Raw genomic sequence first — 19,434 nt, forward strand, 5'->3', positions numbered from 1 at the left:
GGACGCGGATTTCTACCCTTTGTTTATATTTTAAAGAAAAGAGCGCACGCCATGATGGACGAAAAACTCAATTTCTCTTACCTGTTCGGTTCGAACGCACCCTACATTGAGGAATTGTACGAGGCTTTTTTGGAAAACCCCGATGCGGTTGATGAAAAATGGAAGCAGTATTTCACCGATTTGAGCAAACAGCCGGGAACGGTTGCTGTCGATGTCGCACACACACCGATTCGCGAATCATTTGTTACTTTGGCGAAAAAGAAAATTGCCGCAGCCGTTGCGGGCGGTGCGGATGAGGCAATGCTGAAAAAGCAAGTCAGCGTTTTACGGCTGATTTCCGCCTATCGTATCCAAGGCGTGGGTGCGGCACGGCTCGATCCGCTCAAACGTATCCCCCCGCGCGACATTGAAGCCCTTGATCCGAAATTCCACGGTCTGTCTGATGCCGATATGGCGCTTCAATTCAATATGGGAGAGGGAGATTTTGCCAATCGCGGCAAGCTGCCCTTGTCCCAAATCATCAGCAACCTCAAACAAACCTACTGCGGCCACATCGCATTGGAATATATCTATATTCCCAATACCGAAGAGCGTCGTTGGGTACGCAACTATTTTGAAAGCGTATTGTCCACACCGCATTACAATGCCGATCAAAAACGCCGTATCTTGAAAGAGATGACCGCTGCCGAAACTTTGGAACGTTATCTGCATACCAAATATGTCGGTCAAAAACGCTTTGGTGTCGAAGGCGGCGAAAGCGCGATTGCCGGTTTGAACTACCTGATTCAAAACGCCGGTAAGGACGGCGTGGAAGAAGTCATCATCGGTATGGCGCACCGTGGCCGTCTGAATGTTTTAGTGAACATTTTGGGCAAAAAACCCGGCGATTTGTTTGCCGAATTTGAAGGTCGTGCCGAAATCAAACTGCCCAGCGGCGACGTGAAATACCATATGGGCTTCAGCTCCGATATTGCCACCCCTCACGGTCCGATGCACGTTTCTTTGGCGTTCAACCCGTCACACTTGGAAATCGTCAATCCGGTGGTGGAAGGTTCTGCACGCGCCAAGCAGAAACGTTTGGGCGAAAACGGCCGCGATAAAGTCTTGCCCGTATTGATTCACGGCGACTCCGCATTTATCGGTTTGGGTGTCAACCAAGCGACATTCAACCTGTCTAAAACGCGCGGTTATACCACCGGCGGTACGGTTCACATCGTAATTAACAACCAAATCGGCTTTACCACTTCCGATATCCGAGATACTCGTTCGACCGTACACTGTACCGATATCGCGAAAATGGTTTCCGCCCCGGTTATCCACGTGAACGGCGATGATCCCGAACGCGTTTGCTTTGCTATCCAAGCCGCTTTGGATTACCGCAAAAAATTCCATAAAGACATCGTGATCGACGTTGTCTGCTACCGTAAATGGGGCCACAACGAGGGCGATGATCCGACCTTGACCCAACCGATGATGTACAAAAAAGTATCGCAACACCCGGGTGCGCGTGCTTTGTACACCGAGCAACTGATTGCCGAAGGCGTGGTAACTCAAGCAGAAGCTGATGCTTACATCCAAGCCTACCGTGATGCTTTGGACAAAGGCGAACATGTTGAGCAAACAACGTTGAGCAATTTCCAACGCACACAAATCGACTGGAGCAAATACCAAGGCAAAGATTGGCGCGAAAAAATCGAAACCGGTTTGCCTGCCGCCGACATTGAGCGTCTTACTGAGAAATTCACCGCCGTACCGGAAGGCTTTGCCCTGCATCCGACTGCAAAACGTGTGATCGAAGCGCGTAAAGCCATGGCATCCGGCAAACAAGCCATCGACTGGGGTATGGCCGAAACCCTCGCATACGCAAGCCTGCTGACTAAAGGTCATGGCGTGCGTATCTCCGGTGAGGACTCCGGCCGCGGTACATTCTCACACCGTCATGCCGTTCTGCACGATCAAAAACGCGAAAAATGGGACGACGGTACTTATGTTCCTTTGCGCAACATGGGCGAAGGCTTGGGCGAGTTCCTGGTTATCGACTCCATTTTGAACGAAGAAGCCGTGATGGCGTTCGAGTACGGCTTTGCCTGCTCCGCTCCTGACAAGCTGACCATTTGGGAAGCTCAATTCGGTGATTTCGCCAACGGCGCACAAGTAACTATCGACCAATTCCTCTCTTCAGGCGAAACCAAATGGGGTCGCTTGTGCGGTCTGACCACTATCCTGCCGCACGGCTACGACGGTCAAGGTCCTGAACACTCTTCTGCACGTGTAGAACGTTGGTTGCAACTGTGTTCTGAAAACAATATGCAAGTCATCATGCCGTCTGAAGCGTCGCAAATGTTCCACCTCTTGCAACGCCAAGTCTTGGGTTCATACCGCAAACCGCTGGTGATTTTCATGTCCAAACGCCTGTTGCGCTTCAAAGGTGCAATGAGCCCGCTGGAAAACTTCACCGAAGGTTCGACTTTCCGTCCGGTTATCGGCGATACCGCCGAACGCGCAAGCAAGGACAGCGTGAAACGCGTAGTCTTGTGTGCTGGTCAGGTTTACTATGACTTGGAAGCAGGCCGTACCGAGCGTAAACTGGAAAATGATGTTGCGATTGTCCGCGTTGAGCAGCTGTATCCGTTCCCATACGAAGAGGTTAAAGCTGAACTGGCGAAATATCCGAACGCAAAATCTGTGGTTTGGGCGCAAGAAGAGCCGAAAAACCAAGGCGCGTTCTACCAAATCCGCCACCGCATCGAAGGCGTTATCAGCGAAGGGCAAAAACTGTCTTATGCCGGTCGTCCAAGCAGCGCATCGCCTGCAGTGGGCTACTCAAGCAAACACATTGCTCAATTGAAACAATTGGTTGAAGACGCTTTGGCGTTGTAAGCCTAGCGGCATTCCGTTTGAAATTGTTCAGGTGGAATGCCCATATGCAGAATTAAAAACACACAACAGGCCGTCTGAAAGGGCCATTGGAGACACAAAATGATTATTGATGTAAAAGTACCTATGCTGTCTGAAAGCGTATCTGAAGGCACGCTCTTGGAATGGAAGAAAAAAGTTGGCGAAGCAGTTGCCCGTGACGAAATCTTGATCGATATCGAAACTGACAAAGTGGTTTTGGAAGTACCTTCCCCACAAGCCGGCGTATTGGTTGAAATCGTAGCGCAAGACGGCGAAACCGTTGTTGCCGACCAAGTTTTGGCACGCATCGATACTGCTGCCACTGCCGCTGCTGAAGCCCCAGCTGCCGCTCCTGCCGAAGCAGCCCCAGCTGCCGCTCCAGCTGCCGCACAAAACAACGCCGCTATGCCTGCCGCTGCCAAACTGGCTGCCGAGACCGGTGTTGACGTGAACACATTGCAAGGTTCCGGCCGTGACGGTCGAGTCTTGAAAGAAGACGTACAAAATGCCGCTGCCAAACCTGCCGCAGCCGCTGCTCCTGCTGTTGCACTTCCTGTCGGCGCACGTCCTGAAGAACGCGTACCGATGAGCCGCCTGCGTGCCCGTGTTGCAGAACGCCTCTTAGCTTCTCAACAAGAAAACGCTATTCTGACTACATTCAACGAAGTCAACATGAAACCAATCATGGACTTGCGTGCGAAGTACAAAGAAAAATTCGAGAAAGAACACGGCGTGAAATTGGGCTTTATGTCCTTCTTCGTTAAAGCCGCTGTCGCCGCCCTGAAAAAATACCCGGTTGTGAATGCTTCTGTTGACGGCAAAGACATCGTGTACCACGGCTACTTCGACATCGGTATCGCGATTGGCAGCCCGCGCGGTTTGGTTGTGCCCATCCTGCGCGATGCCGACCAAATGAGCATTGCCGATATCGAACAAGCAATTGTTGATTACGCGAAAAAAGCCAAAGACGGCAAAATCGCTATCGAAGATTTGACCGGCGGTACATTCAGTATTACCAACGGCGGTACTTTCGGTTCTATGATGTCCACCCCGATCATCAACCCGCCTCAATCTGCGATTTTGGGTATGCACGCTACTAAAGAGCGCGCTGTGGTTGAAAACGGTCAAGTTGTTGTCCGTCCAATGATGTATCTGGCTCTGTCTTACGACCACCGTATCATTGACGGCCGCGAAGCTGTATTGACCTTGGTAGCCATTAAAGACGCGTTGGAAGACCCAGCACGCCTGTTGTTGGATCTGTAATCGTTTCAGACGGCCTTTTATTTATTAATGAAAAGGCCGTCTGAATTTTTATTTAGATGTAGCGTAATGTAGTATCGTGCTACAATAGGCTCAACGAACGATTGAGGCCGTCTGAAACATTTGATTCGAATGAATCGACAGATATGGACTTTCAGACGGCCTTTTCTTAAAACCATCAAAACGCAGTCATTCAAAATAAAAAAGAAACAAAAAGTATCGTTTTTATTTTGAGATACTGCCAAAAGCAAAGGATGACACGATGTCTCAATATGATGTAGTAGTGATTGGTGCAGGCCCGGGCGGATACGTTGCCGCGATCCGTGCCGCGCAACTGGGTTTCAAAACCGCTTGCGTCGATGCAGGCGTCAACAAAGCTGGCGATGCCCCTGCCTTGGGCGGTACTTGCTTGAACGTAGGCTGTATCCCTTCCAAAGCCCTGTTGCAATCCAGCGAACATTTCCACGCAGCGCAACACGAGTTTGCCGAACACGGCATCACTGTCGGCGACGTAAAATTCGACGCGGCCAAAATGATTGAGCGCAAAGATGCCATCGTGACCAAACTGACCGGCGGCGTGAAATTCCTGTTCCAAAAAAACAAAGTAACCAGCCTGTTCGGTACAGCTTCCTTTGCCGGCAAAAACGGCGATGCTTACCAAATCGAAGTCGATAACAAAGGCGAGAAAACCGTTATCGAAGCCAAACACGTCATCGTAGCGACCGGTTCCGTACCGCGTCCGCTGCCACAAGTCGCCATCGACAATGTGAACGTATTGGACAACGAAGGCGCATTGAACCTGACCGAAGTACCTGCCAAACTCGGCGTGATCGGTTCCGGCGTGATTGGTTTGGAAATGGGTTCCGTATGGAACCGCGTGGGTGCGGAAGTTACTATTCTTGAAGCCGCGCCGACCTTCCTGGCTGCCGCAGACCAACAAATCGCCAAAGAAGCCTTCAAATACTTCACCAAAGAGCAAGGTTTGAACATCGAATTGGGCGTGAAAATCGGCGACATCAAATCTGAAGGCAAAGGCGTTTCCGTTGCTTACGAAACTGCTGCCGGCGAAGCCAAAACCGAAGTATTCGACAAACTGATCGTTGCCATCGGCCGTATTCCAAACACCAAAGGCCTGAACGCCGAAGCCGTAGGCTTGGAAAAAGACGAACGCGGCTTTATCAAAGTAGATGGCGAATGCCGTACCAACCTGCCTAACGTATGGGCAATCGGCGACGTGGTCCGCGGCCCGATGTTGGCACACAAAGCCAGCGACGAAGGCGTAGCCGTTGCCGAGCGCATTGCCGGTCAAAAACCGCATATCGACTTCAACAACGTACCGTTTGTTATTTACACCGACCCTGAAATTGCTTGGGTGGGTAAAACCGAAGAGCAACTCAAAGCCGAAGGCGTGGAGTACAAAAAAGGTACTTCAGGTTTCGGCGCAAACGGTCGCGCATTGGCCATGGGCAAAGCCAAAGGCACGGTTAAAGTGTTGGCAGATGCCAAAACCGACCGTATCTTGGGCGTACACATGATCGGCCCAGTTGTCAGCGAATTGGTTACCGAAGGCGTGACTGCGCTCGAATTCTTCGCCAGCAGCGAAGACATCGCCCGCATTATCCATGCCCACCCAACCTTGTCCGAAGTGGTTCACGAAGCTGCATTGGCGGCCGACAAACGCGCTTTGCACGGTTGATAGACCTTAAGGCCGTCTGAAACTTTTCAGGCGGCCTTAAGGCCTTCGACAAATTGAATGTTTCGAGCGCTTCGTTTTCTGATTTATAATTCCGTCAGACAAACACACAGCATTTACATTCATTATGAACAAAGAAATAGTCGGTATTTTCTTTATACCGGCGGGCATCATCAGCATGTGTATGGCCGCATTGTGGCAGATGTATGTGATGATAACCGAAACTTATACGCTCAACCGTTTCAAAGATAAAGAATTGGTTTGGCGCGTGGCATTGTTGTTTATCAGTTTCAGCCTTGCCGTTTATCTGCTCTGCCCGAATTCGCGTAAAAAAGGCATTGTCTTTTTTATTCTCGGAGGAGGCGGTGCAACTATGTATCTGCTGGCGCGGATGTGGTTGCCCTTCAGTAAATAGTAGGGCCGTCTGAAAATATGGGATTGGCCGCAGGGCGATTCCTAAAACCCACTCACCTTAAGGAGAAATCCATGAATTTACACGAGTATCAGGCTAAAGAACTGCTGGCTAGCTACGGTTTGCCCGTACAAGGCGGTATTTTGGCACACAACGGCGAAGAAGCCGCTGCAGCTTACGACAAATTGGGCGGCAAATTCGCTGTTGTCAAAGCACAAGTACACGCCGGCGGCCGCGGTAAAGCGGGCGGCGTAAAAGTCGTTAAAAGCCGCGAAGAAGCTAAAGAAGTAGCTGAAAGCCTGATTGGTACCAACTTGGTAACTTACCAAACCGATGCCAACGGCCAACCTGTCAACAGCGTTTTGGTTTGCGAAGACATGTATCCGGTTCAAACCGAGCTGTACTTGGGCGCAGTGGTTGACCGTTCTACCCGCCGCGTTACATTCATGGCTTCTACCGAAGGCGGCGTGGAAATCGAAAAAGTTGCTGCCGAAACTCCAGAAAAAATCTTCAAAGTAACCGTTGATCCGCTGGTCGGCCTGCAACCTTGCCAAGCTCGCGAAGTTGCCTTCCAACTGGGCTTGAAAGACAAACAAATCAACGAGTTCGTCAAACTGATGACCGGTGCGTACAAAGCGTTTGTCGAAAATGACTTCGCCCTGTTTGAAGTAAACCCATTGGCAGTCCGTGAAAACGGCGCGCTGGCTTGCGTGGACGGTAAAATCGGCATCGACAGCAACGCGCTCTACCGCCTGCCAAAAATCGCTGAATTGCGCGACAAATCTCAAGAAAACGAACGTGAGCTGAAAGCTTCCGAATTCGACCTGAACTATGTTGCCCTGGAAGGCAACATCGGCTGTATGGTTAATGGCGCAGGTTTGGCGATGGCCACTATGGACATCATCAAACTGAAAGGCGGCCAACCTGCCAACTTCTTGGACGTTGGCGGCGGCGCAACCAAAGACCGCGTGGTTGAAGCGTTCAAACTGATTCTGGAAGACAAATCCGTTAAAGGCGTATTGATCAACATCTTCGGCGGTATCGTACGTTGCGATATGATTGCGGAAGCCATCGTGGCAGCCGTTAAAGAAATCAACGTCAACGTTCCTGTCGTTGTTCGTTTGGAAGGTAACAACGCCGAACTCGGCGCAAGAATCCTGAACGAATCAGGTCTGAAACTGACTTCTGCAGACGGCCTGAATGACGCAGCCGAAAAAATTGTTGCAGCCGTAAACGCCTAAGGAGAAAAGAATGAGCGTATTGATTAATAAAGACACCAAAGTATTGGTTCAAGGTTTCACCGGTAAAAACGGTACTTTTCACTCCGAACAAGCTCTGGCTTACGGCACTAAAGTTGTCGGCGGCGTTACTCCGGGCAAAGGCGGTCAAACCCACCTGAACCTGCCCGTGTTCAATACCATGAAAGAAGCCGTTAAAGAAACCGGCGCTGACGCATCCGTAATTTACGTTCCCGCTCCGTTTGTGTTGGATTCTATCGTTGAAGCCGTTGATTCAGGCGTAGGCTTGGTCGTTGTGATTACCGAAGGCGTGCCTACTCTGGACATGCTCAAAGCCAAACGTTACTTGGAAACCAACGGCAACGGTACCCGTTTGGTCGGCCCTAACTGCCCGGGCGTGATTACTCCGGGCGAGTGCAAAATCGGTATTATGCCGGGGCACATCCACACTCCGGGCCGCATCGGTATTATTTCCCGTTCCGGTACATTAACTTACGAAGCCGTGGCACAAACCACCAAACTAGGCTTGGGTCAATCAACCTGTATCGGTATCGGCGGCGACCCGATTCCTGGTATGAACCAAATCGACGCACTGAAACTCTTCCAAGAAGACCCGGATACCGACGCGATTATTATGATCGGTGAAATCGGCGGTACTGCGGAAGAAGAAGCAGCCGAATACATCCAATCCAACGTAACCAAACCTGTTGTAGGTTACATTGCCGGTGTTACCGCTCCTAAAGGCAAACGTATGGGCCACGCCGGTGCGATTATTTCCGGCGGTAAAGGTACTGCCGAAGAAAAATTCGCCGCTTTCGAAAAAGCCGGCATCGCTTACACCCGCAGCCCTGCCGAGTTGGGCACGACGATGCTGGAAGTGTTGAAAGCAAAAGGTTTGGCATAATCAGGTTTGACAACTGATTGGACATCAAATGCCGTCTGAAACCGGAAATCGGGTTTCAGACGGCATTTTGTTTGTCATTTCAAAAAGAGGCAGCCTCAACATACCCACATTATTTTTTCTCTTTTGAGGCAGTCAGAATATTTATCGGTCAAACAGGAGCAAACCCATAAGTCAGGTTGCACGCATCTTTCTTAAAGTCAGGGAATGATAAGTATCGCATTTGAAAAGACTGATATTATTTTTTGCGGGATTCTGTTTTAGCACGCGACATTCCTTGTTTGATAGGATTGGAATGGATGTAGTCCGCACGATGCTGCAAATCCGTTTCATCGCGCACGGTGTGTCCGTAAAAACACCGTTGCCAAATACCGCGTTCGTGCCGCCGCTGTTTGCCGGCGGATAAGTTTTTAGTATGAGGGGAATATGCGGAGAATTTGGTTTTAATCAGCCGCCGGAGTAGGGAATAATCCGCATCGTCGGGCGGCAGCGTCCAAATGGCGTGGATATGGTTCGGCAGCACGCATACGGCGACGGTTTCAAAGGGATATTGTTTTGGCACATCCATATAGGCTGTACGCGAAGCCGATATGTTCGACAAGCAGGTGCGATTTTGGGGCGGCGGGTTTGACAGTGAAACAGAATGTGCCGCCGGCAATGAAGTTTCTGCGATAACGCGCCATAGGATTTTTGTTTGTGGTTTGAGAGTTGGAGAAGGAATAGTTTATTGTTTAAGGTTTTGACTTTGTTGAAGCTGATGTTTTCAGACGGCATTGGAGGCCGTCTGAAAGCACTAGCTTCAACGAAGTTAAAAGTTGAAACGGCAAGCCGTCAATCAAGCAAGCGCGTGCGTGCGTACCGCACACACCCTACACGTTGGCTTTGAAGTTCCGTGTAATTCACAGGTAGGGCGTGTGGCACAGCCACGCACGCGGTCGGTCGGGTATGCAGGCTACGACTTGCTTCGTTCGTTTTCAGGTAGCCTTTATTGATGGGATATTTGAATGGTAGCTTGCTCAAAACGAAGCTTCAACGAATTTGAAAAGCAGCCTGCACATTGGTTTGTTTTTTGTTTTAGGTGGATGGTTTAGGGGTTGATGGGTAGGCCGTATGGGTATTTGAGGCCGTTTGAAAAATAGCAGCTTCGAAAGCAAATTTGAAAATGGCAAACCGTCAATCAAATAACCGCGTGCGTGCGTACCGCACACACGCGGTTATTTGGATATGCAGGCTACAGCTTGCTAAATTTATACATCTATTCCAAGAATTAACACAGGAGTATCTATTTCAGATACTCCACGATTTGATAAATCCCACGCGAACTGTTCAAAATAGGATACGCCTGTACTCATTTGATTTGCTAAATTTTTTACAGGCACAATTTCTATTCCTGCATCAATTATGCCTAAATTTCGAAATATAGTCATTTTGGCACAGACGTTATAAACCATAAAAGCATATTTCCCAAATTGGACTTCAATACCTAACTTATTTTTTACAAAATCCATATCACGATACGGTGGAGTTTTGCCATAATCAGAAGGCACATAACCATCAAAATATGTACCATACTTCTTATAGTCGCAATATTCTTTATGATTTTTCCATCCTAAAGGATTTAACTGGTTTTCAAAAGCATCATTTAATTCACTTGGGGAATATAACATTTGCCCAAGCATTGTTTTTTCTTTACTTTCTTTTGTTTTATATAATTCCGCATTTATATTACTTATAGCTCTTTTTATTTCATTAAATTCATTAATAAAATTTTGTTCAATAACATCTTTCCCGTTATTAAAATCAAACTCTGCAACTATTTTCATAATAAACTCTCCTGATTCTGAATCCACTCTTGTGGAATACTAGCTACTTTTTCTTTACCTGTTGGCCTATGAACAGGCTTTCCTAGGGGTCTCAGTTTAAGAGAACCATTTTCTAATTTGTTAATCCTTTCTCTAGCTATATTGCAATACACTTCTTCCTTATCAATTATCATCGCCCTTCGATTATTTTTTAATGCTGCAATAGCAGTGGAACCTACTCCTGAAAATGGATCAAGAACAATATTATTCTCTTCTGTTAATGCGAGCACAAATCGTTCTACTAACTCTACTGGAAATTGGCATGGGTGTATAGTTTTTTCCACATGATTTGCTTTTACATTTGGAATGTCCATTATTCCCAAATAAAATTCATCATTGGTAATGATTTTCCAATAATCTGATGGATTTTTTCCTAAAGGGTTTCCACTTGGTTGCCCTTTTTTTTCGCCTTTATAATGCCTTTTTCCAGGATATTTTGATGGCACACGAATTGCATCTAAATTAAAAGTATAATTGTCTGATTTTGTAAACCAAAGTGCTGTTTCATACCTACCTGATAACCGCTTCGATGCATGTAATCCATGTTCAAAATGCCAGATGATACGATTTCTTAATTTAAAACCTATTTTTTTGAAGATTGGGTAAAAATAAAAATCAAGAGGCATTATTTCGCCATTTTCTATAAAGTTTCCAATCTGCCAAACAATACTTCCTTTGTCTTTAAGGGTTCTGAAACACTCCAATATAACTTCTTCTTGCCAAAGCAAGTAATTGTTAAGATTTTCCTTTTTTTCATATGATTTCCCTATGTTATAAGGTGGCGAAGAAATAATTAAATCAAATGATTCATTTGGTATAGGTTTTAAAATATCCAATGTATCATCGCAACAGATAATAGCACTTGATGAATTATTAAATTTATATGAAATAGAAAAATTATTATTCATGATATACCTCATATTTATATAAAATAGCTCTCATAATATTGGTTTCAAATACTTCCCAGTATAACTCCCCTTAACCTTCGCCACTTCTTCGGGGCTACCTGAAGCAATAATTCTTCCCCCTCCGTCGCCGCCTTCCGGCCCCAAATCCACAATCCAATCCGCAGTTTTAATCACGTCCAGATTATGCTCAATAATCACAATCGAGTTGCCTTTGCCTTTCAGACGGCCTATGACTTCCAGTAGCAGGGCGATATCGGCGAAGTGCAGGCCGGTGGTGGGTTCGTCGAGGATGTAGAGTGTTCTGCCGGTGTCGCGTTTGGACAGTTCTAAGGCGAGTTTGACGCGCTGGGCTTCGCCGCCGGAGAGGGTGGTGGCGGACTGGCCGAGGCGGATGTAGCCGAGGCCTACGTCCATCAGGGTTTGCAGTTTGCGCGATACGGTGGGGACGGCGTCGAAAAATTCGCGGGCTTCTTCGACGGTCATGTCGAGGACTTGGCTGATGTTTTTGCCTTTGTATTGGATTTCGAGCGTTTCGCGGTTGTAGCGTTTGCCGTGGCAGACTTCGCAGGGGACGTACACGTCGGGCAAAAAGTGCATTTCGACTTTAATCACGCCGTCGCCTTGGCAGGCTTCGCAGCGGCCGCCTTTGACGTTGAAGGAGAATCGGCCGACGTTGTAGCCGCGTTCGCGCGAAAGGGGCACGCCGGCGAAGAGTTCGCGGATGGGGGTGAACAGGCCGGTGTAGGTAGCAGGGTTGGAGCGGGGGGTGCGGCCGATGGGGGATTGGTCGACGTTGATGACTTTGTCGAGGTGTTCCAGCCCTGTGATGTCGTCGTATGGGGCAGGTTCTTCTTGGGCGCGGTTGAGCTCGCGGGCGGTGATTTTGGCGAGGGTGTCGTTAATCAGGGTGGATTTGCCGCTGCCGGATACGCCGGTGATGCAGGTAATCAAACCGAGCGGCAATTCGAGGGTAATGTTTTTGAGGTTGTTGCCGCGCGCACCTTTAAGGACGAGCATTCGGTCGGGATTGACGGGCGTGCGTTCAGACGGCACGGCAATGGATTTTTTGCCGCTGAGGTATTGTCCGGTAACGGAGTTTTCGCATTTGGCGACGTTTTCGGGTGTGTCGGCAATCAGTACGTTGCCGCCGTGTTCGCCTGCGCCCGGACCCATATCGACGACGAAATCGGCTTCGCGGATGGCGTCTTCGTCGTGTTCGACCACAATCACGCTGTTGCCCAAATCGCGCAGGCGTTTGAGGGTGGCGAGCAGGCGGTCGTTGTCGCGCTGGTGCAGGCCGATGGAGGGTTCGTCCAAAACGTACATCACGCCGGTCAGGCCGCTGCCGATTTGGCTGGCGAGGCGGATGCGCTGGGCTTCGCCGCCGGAGAGGGTTTCAGCGGAACGGGAGAGATTCAGGTAATCCAGCCCGACGTTAATCAGGAAGCCGAGCCGCTCGGTGATTTCTTTGAGGATTTTTTCGGCGATTTGTTTTTTGTTGCCGTCCAAATCCAGCGTTTCAAAGAATTGGTGGGTTTTGGTCAGCGGCCAGGCGGAAACTTCGTGCAAGGGTTCGCCACTGACGTAAACGTAGCGTGCTTCTTTGCGCAAACGTGCACCGCCGCAGCTCAGGCAGGCGCGGTGGTTTTGGTATTCGCGCAGTTTTTCGCGCACGGTTTCGCTGTCGGTTTCACGGTAGCGGCGTTCGAGATTGGGGATGATGCCTTCGAAGGCGTGGCTGCGGTTGAAGGTGGTGCCGCGTTCGGACAGGTAAGTGAAATCAATGACTTCTTTGCCTGAACCGTGCAACACGACTTTTTTTACTTTTTCAGGTAGCGTTTCCCAAGCAGCCTGCACGTCGAAACCGTAATGCCGCGCCAGCGACTGAATCATTTGGAAATAGAACTGGTTGCGCTTGTCCCAGCCGTCAATCGCGCCTGTTGCCAGCGACAATTCGGGATGGGCGACCACTTTTTCGGGGTCGAAGAAATTGGTGTTGCCCAAGCCGTCGCAAGTCGGGCAGGAGCCCATCGGGTTGTTGAACGAAAACAGGCGCGGCTCTAATTCGGGCAGGCTGTACGAACACACGGGGCAGGCAAAACGCGCGGAAAACCAATGTTCTTCGCCGCTATCCATTTCCATCGCCAGCGCGCGCTCGTTGCCGTGGCGCAGCGCGGTTTCAAAACTTTCCGCTAGACGTTGTTTGATGTCGGCTTTTACTTTCACGCGGTCGATGACCACGTCGATGTTGTGCTTGATGTTTTTTTCCAGCTTCGGCACTTCGTCCAACTGATAGACCTCGCCGTCCACGCGCACCCGCGCAAAACCCTGCGCCTGCAAGTCGGCAAAGAAATCGACAAACTCGCCCTTACGCTCGCGCACTGCCGGCGCCAAAATCATCACGCGCGTGTCTTCCGGCAGCTTCAACACGGCATTGACCATCTGCGACACGGTCTGGCTGGATAGCGGCAGATTGTGTTCGGGGCAATACGGCGTACCGACGCGGGCGTACAAAAGGCGCAGGTAGTCGTGGATTTCCGTTACTGTGCCGACGGTGGAACGCGGATTGTGGCTGGTGGATTTTTGCTCGATAGAAATCGCAGGCGACAGGCCTTCGATCAAATCGACGTCGGGTTTGTCCATCATCTGCAAAAACTGACGGGCATAGGCAGAAAGGCTTTCAACATAACGGCGTTGGCCTTCGGCATATAAAGTATCAAACGCCAGCGACGACTTGCCGCTGCCCGACAGCCCCGTGACCACCACCAGCTTGTGGCGCGGAATGTCCAAATCGACGTTTTTCAAATTATGCGTGCGCGCGCCGCGGATGCGGATGGTGTCGTTGTCGTGTGAATGTTTGGGATGATGGTTGCACATGGTGAATGCCGTCTGAAAAAGAAGGAAACGGCTATTGTAGCACTTTATCAAATAACGTCTTAAGCAGGATTCAGACGGCATTTGCCAGCGGAGTACGTCAGATTCCGCTATAATGTCGGCAATTTTAACCCGCTTGAATAGAAGGATGACAAATGAACCGTCTTTACCCCCACCCGATTATCGCCCGTGAGGGCTGGCCGATTATCGGCGGCGGTTTGGCTTTGAGCCTGCTGGTGTCGATGTGTTGCGGCTGGTGGTCTTTGCCGTTTTGGGTGTTTACCGTATTTGCCCTGCAGTTTTTCCGCGACCCTGCGCGTGAGATTCCGCAAAATCCTGAAGCGGTGTTGAGCCCTGTTGACGGCCGTATCGTGGTGGTCGAGCGCGCACGCGATCCGTATCGTGATGTTGATGCTTTGAAAATCAGTATTTTTATGAACGTGTTCAATGTGCATTCGCAAAAATCGCCTGCCGATTGTACGGTAACAAAAGTGGTCTATAACAAAGGCAAATTCGTGAATGCGGATTTGGACAAAGCCAGCACGGAAAACGAACGCAACGCGGTTTTGGCAATTACGGCTTCAGGTCGTGAAATTACTTTTGTTCAAGTGGCCGGTTTGGTGGCGCGTCGTATTTTGTGCTACACCCAAGCAGGTGCGAAACTGTCTCGCGGCGAACGCTATGGCTTTATCCGCTTCGGTTCGCGCGTGGATATGTATCTGCCTGTCGATGCGCAGGCGCAAGTGGCGATTGGCGATAAAGTAACCGGCGTCAGCACGGTATTGGCGCGTCTGCCGCTGACTGCGCCGCAAACCGAATCCGAGCCTGCTTCACAAGCTGCTCCGGTTGAAACAGCGGCAAACCAATCTGCCGAACAGCATTAAATCGAAGCGGCGGCAGCTAAAATTCAAGCGGCTGTGCAAGATGTGTTGAAAGATTAATTGCTGGTTTTAAAATTGGTTTAAAGTAAGAAAAAGGTTTTCAGGCTGCCGTCTGAAAACCTTTTTTGTTTGCCTAAAAACGGCAAAACAGGTTGAAGTCGATGCGGGTGATGAGGCTGTGTTCGAGTTTGGGATCGGAGAGGCTGTGCCATTGTCCGAGCAGGACGGCTTTGAACATGGACAACAGGGGATAGGCGGGACGACCGCGGTGGTCTCGGAGGTAACGGGTTCTTTGACGATTCAGGTACTGTTCGATCGGCTGCCAATCAATCACCTGATCCAACTTCAATAGTGGGAAGCGGTCGATGTGTTTGACAATCATGGCTTGTGCGGTTTGCCGGAAGAAGGTGCTCATGGAAAATCCCCTAAATGTCTTGGTGGGACTTTAGGGGATTTTGGGGAATTTTACAAAGGTCTCAGGCAGCCTGAAATGGGTTTTCAGGTTGCCTATTTGGTTTGTTTCGTTTTAACTTGCGGTACGTTGGTGGGACTTAATTCAATCGTGATGTTGTTTTGAATGGGCTGCTGTTGCATTGGCGTGTATTGCACTGGTGTGTGTTGCACTTTATCGCTGACATGGTTGGTACATTGATAGCGTTTTTCAAATCGCCAAATCAGACACGGCACTTTGGCATTGGCGCGTGCGGGAGTTGCCACGCAGCTTCGTGTCGAACCGCCAAACGCCTCGGCACTGTTGTAACCCCAAACTCGGCAACGAGTTTTCGCCACCTCGTTATCTTGTCCTATGCGGGGTATTAAGCGGGAGCGGAAATTTTGCTCATAAGCCAAAGTAACCGTACCATCAGTGCGGCTGCCATCAATTGCCTGCCATTCGGGCAGTCGCACGGAACGCACACCGCATCCAGTTAAAAAACATACTATAATCAACAAATAAGGTTTCAATTTTATTCCTTCTGAATTTATAAACGAAAAAATAACAAAGCAGCTTATTTATTAATTATAGTAAAAAAAAAAAAAAATACGTCAAGATTAATTCATATCGGACGGCTTAAAACATGGCTTTTTGTTTGGGGCCGACGTAGATTAGCAGCAGTAGGTCGGATTCTCGAATCCGACATTTTGATTTCAAGGGAACTTTTGGTGTCGGATACAAGTATCCGACCTACGGGTGTTTTTCAGGCTGCCTGCGTTTCCGATTTTAAAACTTCACGTTCACGCCGCCGGTAAAGCTTCGGCCCATTTGCGGCGTATCAGAGAGGAAGCTGCTGTGGGCGTAAACGGATTGGTTGAGCAGGTTGTCGGCTTTGACGTACCAATTCCACTCGCCATAGCGCGTATTGCGGCGGTAGTTTGCGCCGAGGTTGAGCATATGGTGTCCGGGCGTGCGCGTTTCGTAGCGGGCGAGTTTGTTTTGGGCGAACACGCGGTAGTAGTCCAAATTGGCATCGATGCGGTCGGTCAGCGAGGCTTTCAGGTGAACGCCGAGGCGCGCAGCCGGAACGCGCGGCGCGTTTTGGTCGGCTTGTGCGATGAAGGGACGCTTGCCGTAAGCATCTTCCCTGCCGGGTAGGGACGGCAGGTTTTTCAGACGGCCTCGTACATAGTCGCCGGAAACGCCGATGCGGTAGCGCGGTGTCGGTTTGAAGTAGATTTCGCCTTCTGCGCCGTAGAAGTCGGCGCCGGATTGGTTGTAGCGCACGAGCTTCATTTCGCTGTCGTCTTCGATGGATTTGGGGCCGCGTCCGTCGTTTAAGGTTTGGGCGTAAATGTAGTTGCCGAAGCGGTTGCGGTAGAGTGCCAGATTGTATTGCCAGCGGTCGCCTTCGTAGCCCAGCGCGAGTTCGATGTTGTTGGAACGCTCTTTGTTGAGGTGTTTGTTGCCGACTTCAAAGGTATTGGTGGCGACGTGTTTGCCGTGCGCGTACAGCTCTTGCGTTGACAGCAGGCGTTCCTGATGGGAGGCGGTCAGGCTGAGTTTGTGTTGTGGCGTGAAATACCAGTTGCCCGAAAGTGCGAACGAGCGGGCGGTTTGGCGGTGCGCGCCGAGGTCGGGTAGGGGTTGGTTGTAGTAGTTTTCCCGATCAATCAATGCTTTGTCGTACCGGATGGAGGCTTTTTGTTTTTCCACGCGTACGCCGCCTTCAAGCGTGAAGTTGTCCCAGTTTGCCTGTTCTACACCGAAAAAGCTGTAATGTTGCACTTTGTTGTCAAGCAGCATCGGTTGTTTGACCGCTTCGGATGTGGCAGATAAAGCACTGGATTTTTGTTGTAAATATTGAACGCCCCAGCTGCCTTTCAGACGGCCTATGGGTTGGTGGCGTAACTCTATACGGGCGTTGTGTGTTTTGTTGTTGAAGAAGTTTTCTACTGCATCGCCTGCTTTTTCGTCGTGGTGGTAGTCGTTGCGGTTCAGATGCACGCGCAGGGCTTCAAAACCGGGGAGAGGCTGCTTCCATTCGGCGCGGAGTTCGTAGCGTTTGTTGCGCAGGTCTATCCACGGTCTGCCGCTGTGGGTATGCGCGTGTGCATTGTCGTCGTCGTGGAAGCCACAACTTAAGCCCGGATTGTCGTAATCGATGTCTTCTTCGGTCAACAGGTGCGGATAAAGCTGCAAATAGCGTTTGTTGATCAGACTCTTCTGCCAGATGATGTCGGCGTGGCAATCATCGTATTCGTGGCTGTGGGCAGGCAGGCCGTACTGGTCTCGGCGGTCGCTGTACGCCACGCCGATAAAGCCTTTTTCGCCTACCCAAGACAGCCCGATGCTGCCTGTTTTGGAATCGGCATGGCTGTCGGGCAGTCGTTTCAGATTGCGGTAACGCGGTACGGCGTAATCGCCCGATTTGCGGTACAAGCCTTCGGTATGCAATACAAAGTTTTTGCCCAAACCGATATTGATGCCGCCGGACGTGAGTTTTTCCAGATTGCCGCTGCTCAAACGCAATCCGAGTTCGCCCGATACGCCGTTTTCAGGCATTTTTTCGGGGATTTTGCCATCGGCAACATCGACCAAACCGGCCACATTACCCGAACTATATAAAAGCGTAACCGGCCCGCGCAAAATTTCGACTTGTTGCGACAAGGCGGTATCTACCATAATGGCGTGATCGGGAGAAAAATCCGCCATATCGCCTGTTTCGCCGTGATGGTTCAACACTTTAATCCGTCTGCCTGTTTGACCGCGAATAACGGGAGCAGACGCGCCGCCGCCGTATTGCGAAGCGTGGACGCCCGGCACGCCGTCCAAAGCGTCGCCCAAGTTGACGGCTTTTTGGCGCAAGGTGTCGCCGGAGATGATTTTATCGGAGGCGGTTGAAGTGTGCAGCAGCCCCGAAGTGGCACGCGGACGGCTTTTGCCGACGACGGTAACCGTTTTTAAGTCCATAGACTGTTCGGTCCCATGTGCTTGCGAGAGGATAGGAGTGCTGATTAAAAGAATTGATAAAACAATGGGTTTGAGTGTGGTTTGTGCCATTTTGGCTTCTCTTCGCATTTCAAAAGTTTGTTATTATATAACATTACATTCTTTATATCATAAGATTTTGAGAACACTCAGAGGGCATAGGCAAAAGTTTTTCAAATGATACGGTTGTGATATTTAATGGCGTTAATTTGTATTAACCCTAATTTTAGGGAAGTTAATGATGTGAACACGAACGCCGCTATATTTGGCTATCGGATAACCAAAATTTATGAGTGCATAAAAACGGTACGTTCCCGAACGATCGAAAAGGTGGCAAAATGGCGTACTCGTCAGAACGCGAGGCTCTGCGCCAGATTCACGAGGGCGCATCGGGCACGCTAAGATATAAGGGGTATGGATGTGGGTATCGGAAATGCAGTTAATAATAAACAAATTATAAATCAATAGGTTAATCACAAAATGCTTTTGTTTATCGACAATTACGACAGTTTTACTTACAACATCGTCCAGTATTTCGCAGAATTGGGGCAGGAAGTCGCCGTGCACCGCAACGATGATATTACGTTGGAGGAAATCGAGGCATTGAATCCGCAATATCTCGTTATCGGTCCCGGCCCGTGTTCGCCCAAAGAAGCGGGGATTTCCGTGGCGGCGATGCGCCATTTTGCCGGACGGCTGCCGATTATGGGCGTGTGCCTCGGGCATCAGACGATAGGCGAGGCGTTCGGCGGCAGGATAGTCCGTGCCAAAACGCTGATGCACGGTAAGGTGTCGCCCGTGTACCATTCGGGCAAGGGTATGTTTAAGGGTTTGCCCAATCCGGTTACCTGTACGCGTTATCACAGCCTCGTTATCGAACGCGACACACTGCCCGAATGTTTGGAAATCACGGCATGGACGGAAGACGGCGAGATTATGGGCGTGCGCCATAAGGAATATGCCGTCGAGGGCGTGCAGTTCCACCCCGAAGCCCTCTTGACCGAACACGGACATGATATGTTGAACAATTTTTTAATCGAATTTCAAAACTTCAAACCGCAAAAAATCTGACGTGATGCCGTC

Annotated in this window: 14 protein-coding genes and 1 pseudogene; 8 read left to right on the forward strand and 7 right to left on the reverse strand. The window is 49.8% G+C overall.

Annotated features, from left to right (window positions below):
• Positions 1-51 precede the first annotated feature (51 nt).
• From Q9J80_RS01690 to sucD, 6 genes are all read left to right on the forward strand, one after another.
• A complete protein-coding gene (locus tag Q9J80_RS01690; protein ID WP_301673670.1) occupies positions 52-2,880 on the forward strand; it encodes a 2-oxoglutarate dehydrogenase E1 component in 2,829 nt (942 codons plus the stop codon).
• Between the two features lie 99 nt (positions 2,881-2,979).
• On the forward strand, positions 2,980-4,161 hold the full coding sequence (odhB, locus tag Q9J80_RS01695; protein WP_301673671.1) for a 2-oxoglutarate dehydrogenase complex dihydrolipoyllysine-residue succinyltransferase: 1,182 nt from the start codon (positions 2,980-2,982) through the stop codon (positions 4,159-4,161).
• A gap of 259 nt (positions 4,162-4,420) precedes the next feature.
• Positions 4,421-5,854 (forward strand): dihydrolipoyl dehydrogenase, encoded by a 1,434-nt coding sequence (gene lpdA / locus Q9J80_RS01700; RefSeq protein ID WP_003745605.1) that lies wholly within the window; start codon positions 4,421-4,423, stop codon positions 5,852-5,854.
• Positions 5,855-5,978: 124 nt separating this feature from the next.
• Positions 5,979-6,266, forward strand: coding sequence for a hypothetical protein (locus Q9J80_RS01705; RefSeq protein WP_301673672.1), 288 nt, complete (start codon positions 5,979-5,981; stop codon positions 6,264-6,266).
• Positions 6,267-6,337: 71 nt separating this feature from the next.
• Positions 6,338-7,504 (forward strand): ADP-forming succinate--CoA ligase subunit beta, encoded by a 1,167-nt coding sequence (sucC, locus tag Q9J80_RS01710; RefSeq protein ID WP_439652344.1) that lies wholly within the window; start codon positions 6,338-6,340, stop codon positions 7,502-7,504.
• A 10-nt stretch (positions 7,505-7,514) separates the two neighbouring features.
• Complete coding sequence (gene sucD / locus Q9J80_RS01715) at positions 7,515-8,405, forward strand: succinate--CoA ligase subunit alpha (RefSeq protein ID WP_002221113.1); 891 nt, start codon at positions 7,515-7,517, stop codon at positions 8,403-8,405.
• 235 nt (positions 8,406-8,640) lie between these two features.
• Here sucD and Q9J80_RS01720 read toward each other — a convergent pair whose 3' ends face one another.
• From Q9J80_RS01720 to uvrA, 4 genes are all read right to left on the reverse strand, one after another.
• Positions 8,641-8,970: an REP-associated tyrosine transposase gene (locus Q9J80_RS01720; protein WP_301673674.1), complete on the reverse strand. Its 330-nt coding sequence runs from the start codon at positions 8,968-8,970 to the stop codon at positions 8,641-8,643.
• A gap of 679 nt (positions 8,971-9,649) precedes the next feature.
• Positions 9,650-10,225: a BglII/BstYI family type II restriction endonuclease gene (locus tag Q9J80_RS01725; protein WP_301673675.1), complete on the reverse strand. Its 576-nt coding sequence runs from the start codon at positions 10,223-10,225 to the stop codon at positions 9,650-9,652.
• Entirely contained in the window at positions 10,222-11,172 is a 951-nt protein-coding gene (locus Q9J80_RS01730; protein WP_301673676.1) for a DNA-methyltransferase, read from the reverse strand. The genes Q9J80_RS01725 and Q9J80_RS01730 overlap by 4 nt, the downstream gene beginning before the upstream one ends.
• A gap of 30 nt (positions 11,173-11,202) precedes the next feature.
• The gene (gene uvrA / locus Q9J80_RS01735; RefSeq protein ID WP_304671689.1) at positions 11,203-14,049 is read right to left on the reverse strand and encodes an excinuclease ABC subunit UvrA; all 2,847 of its coding nucleotides are present in this window, start codon (positions 14,047-14,049) and stop codon (positions 11,203-11,205) included.
• A gap of 152 nt (positions 14,050-14,201) precedes the next feature.
• On the opposite strand from uvrA, the gene Q9J80_RS01740 reads away from it, so the two are divergent.
• Positions 14,202-14,930, forward strand: a complete 729-nt coding sequence (locus Q9J80_RS01740; protein WP_304671690.1) for a phosphatidylserine decarboxylase — start codon at positions 14,202-14,204, stop codon at positions 14,928-14,930.
• Between the two features lie 133 nt (positions 14,931-15,063).
• Here the strand turns inward: Q9J80_RS01740 and Q9J80_RS01745 are convergent.
• The 3 genes and pseudogenes from Q9J80_RS01745 to znuD all read right to left on the reverse strand — a co-directional run.
• A pseudogene (locus Q9J80_RS01745) lies at positions 15,064-15,342 on the reverse strand (transposase); the annotation flags it as partial.
• Between the two features lie 92 nt (positions 15,343-15,434).
• The gene (yecR, locus tag Q9J80_RS01750; RefSeq protein ID WP_240002714.1) at positions 15,435-15,842 is read right to left on the reverse strand and encodes a YecR family lipoprotein; all 408 of its coding nucleotides are present in this window, start codon (positions 15,840-15,842) and stop codon (positions 15,435-15,437) included.
• Positions 15,843-16,146: 304 nt separating this feature from the next.
• On the reverse strand, positions 16,147-18,423 hold the full coding sequence (znuD, locus tag Q9J80_RS01755) for a TonB-dependent zinc receptor ZnuD (RefSeq protein ID WP_304671720.1): 2,277 nt from the start codon (positions 18,421-18,423) through the stop codon (positions 16,147-16,149).
• Between the two features lie 408 nt (positions 18,424-18,831).
• Here znuD and Q9J80_RS01760 point away from each other — a divergent pair, with 408 nt between their 5' ends.
• On the forward strand, positions 18,832-19,422 hold the full coding sequence (locus tag Q9J80_RS01760) for an aminodeoxychorismate/anthranilate synthase component II (RefSeq protein WP_301673680.1): 591 nt from the start codon (positions 18,832-18,834) through the stop codon (positions 19,420-19,422).
• Positions 19,423-19,434 lie beyond the last annotated feature (12 nt).

This window comes from Neisseria blantyrii (assembly GCF_962747855.1).
GTDB lineage: Bacteria > Pseudomonadota > Gammaproteobacteria > Burkholderiales > Neisseriaceae > Neisseria > Neisseria viridiae.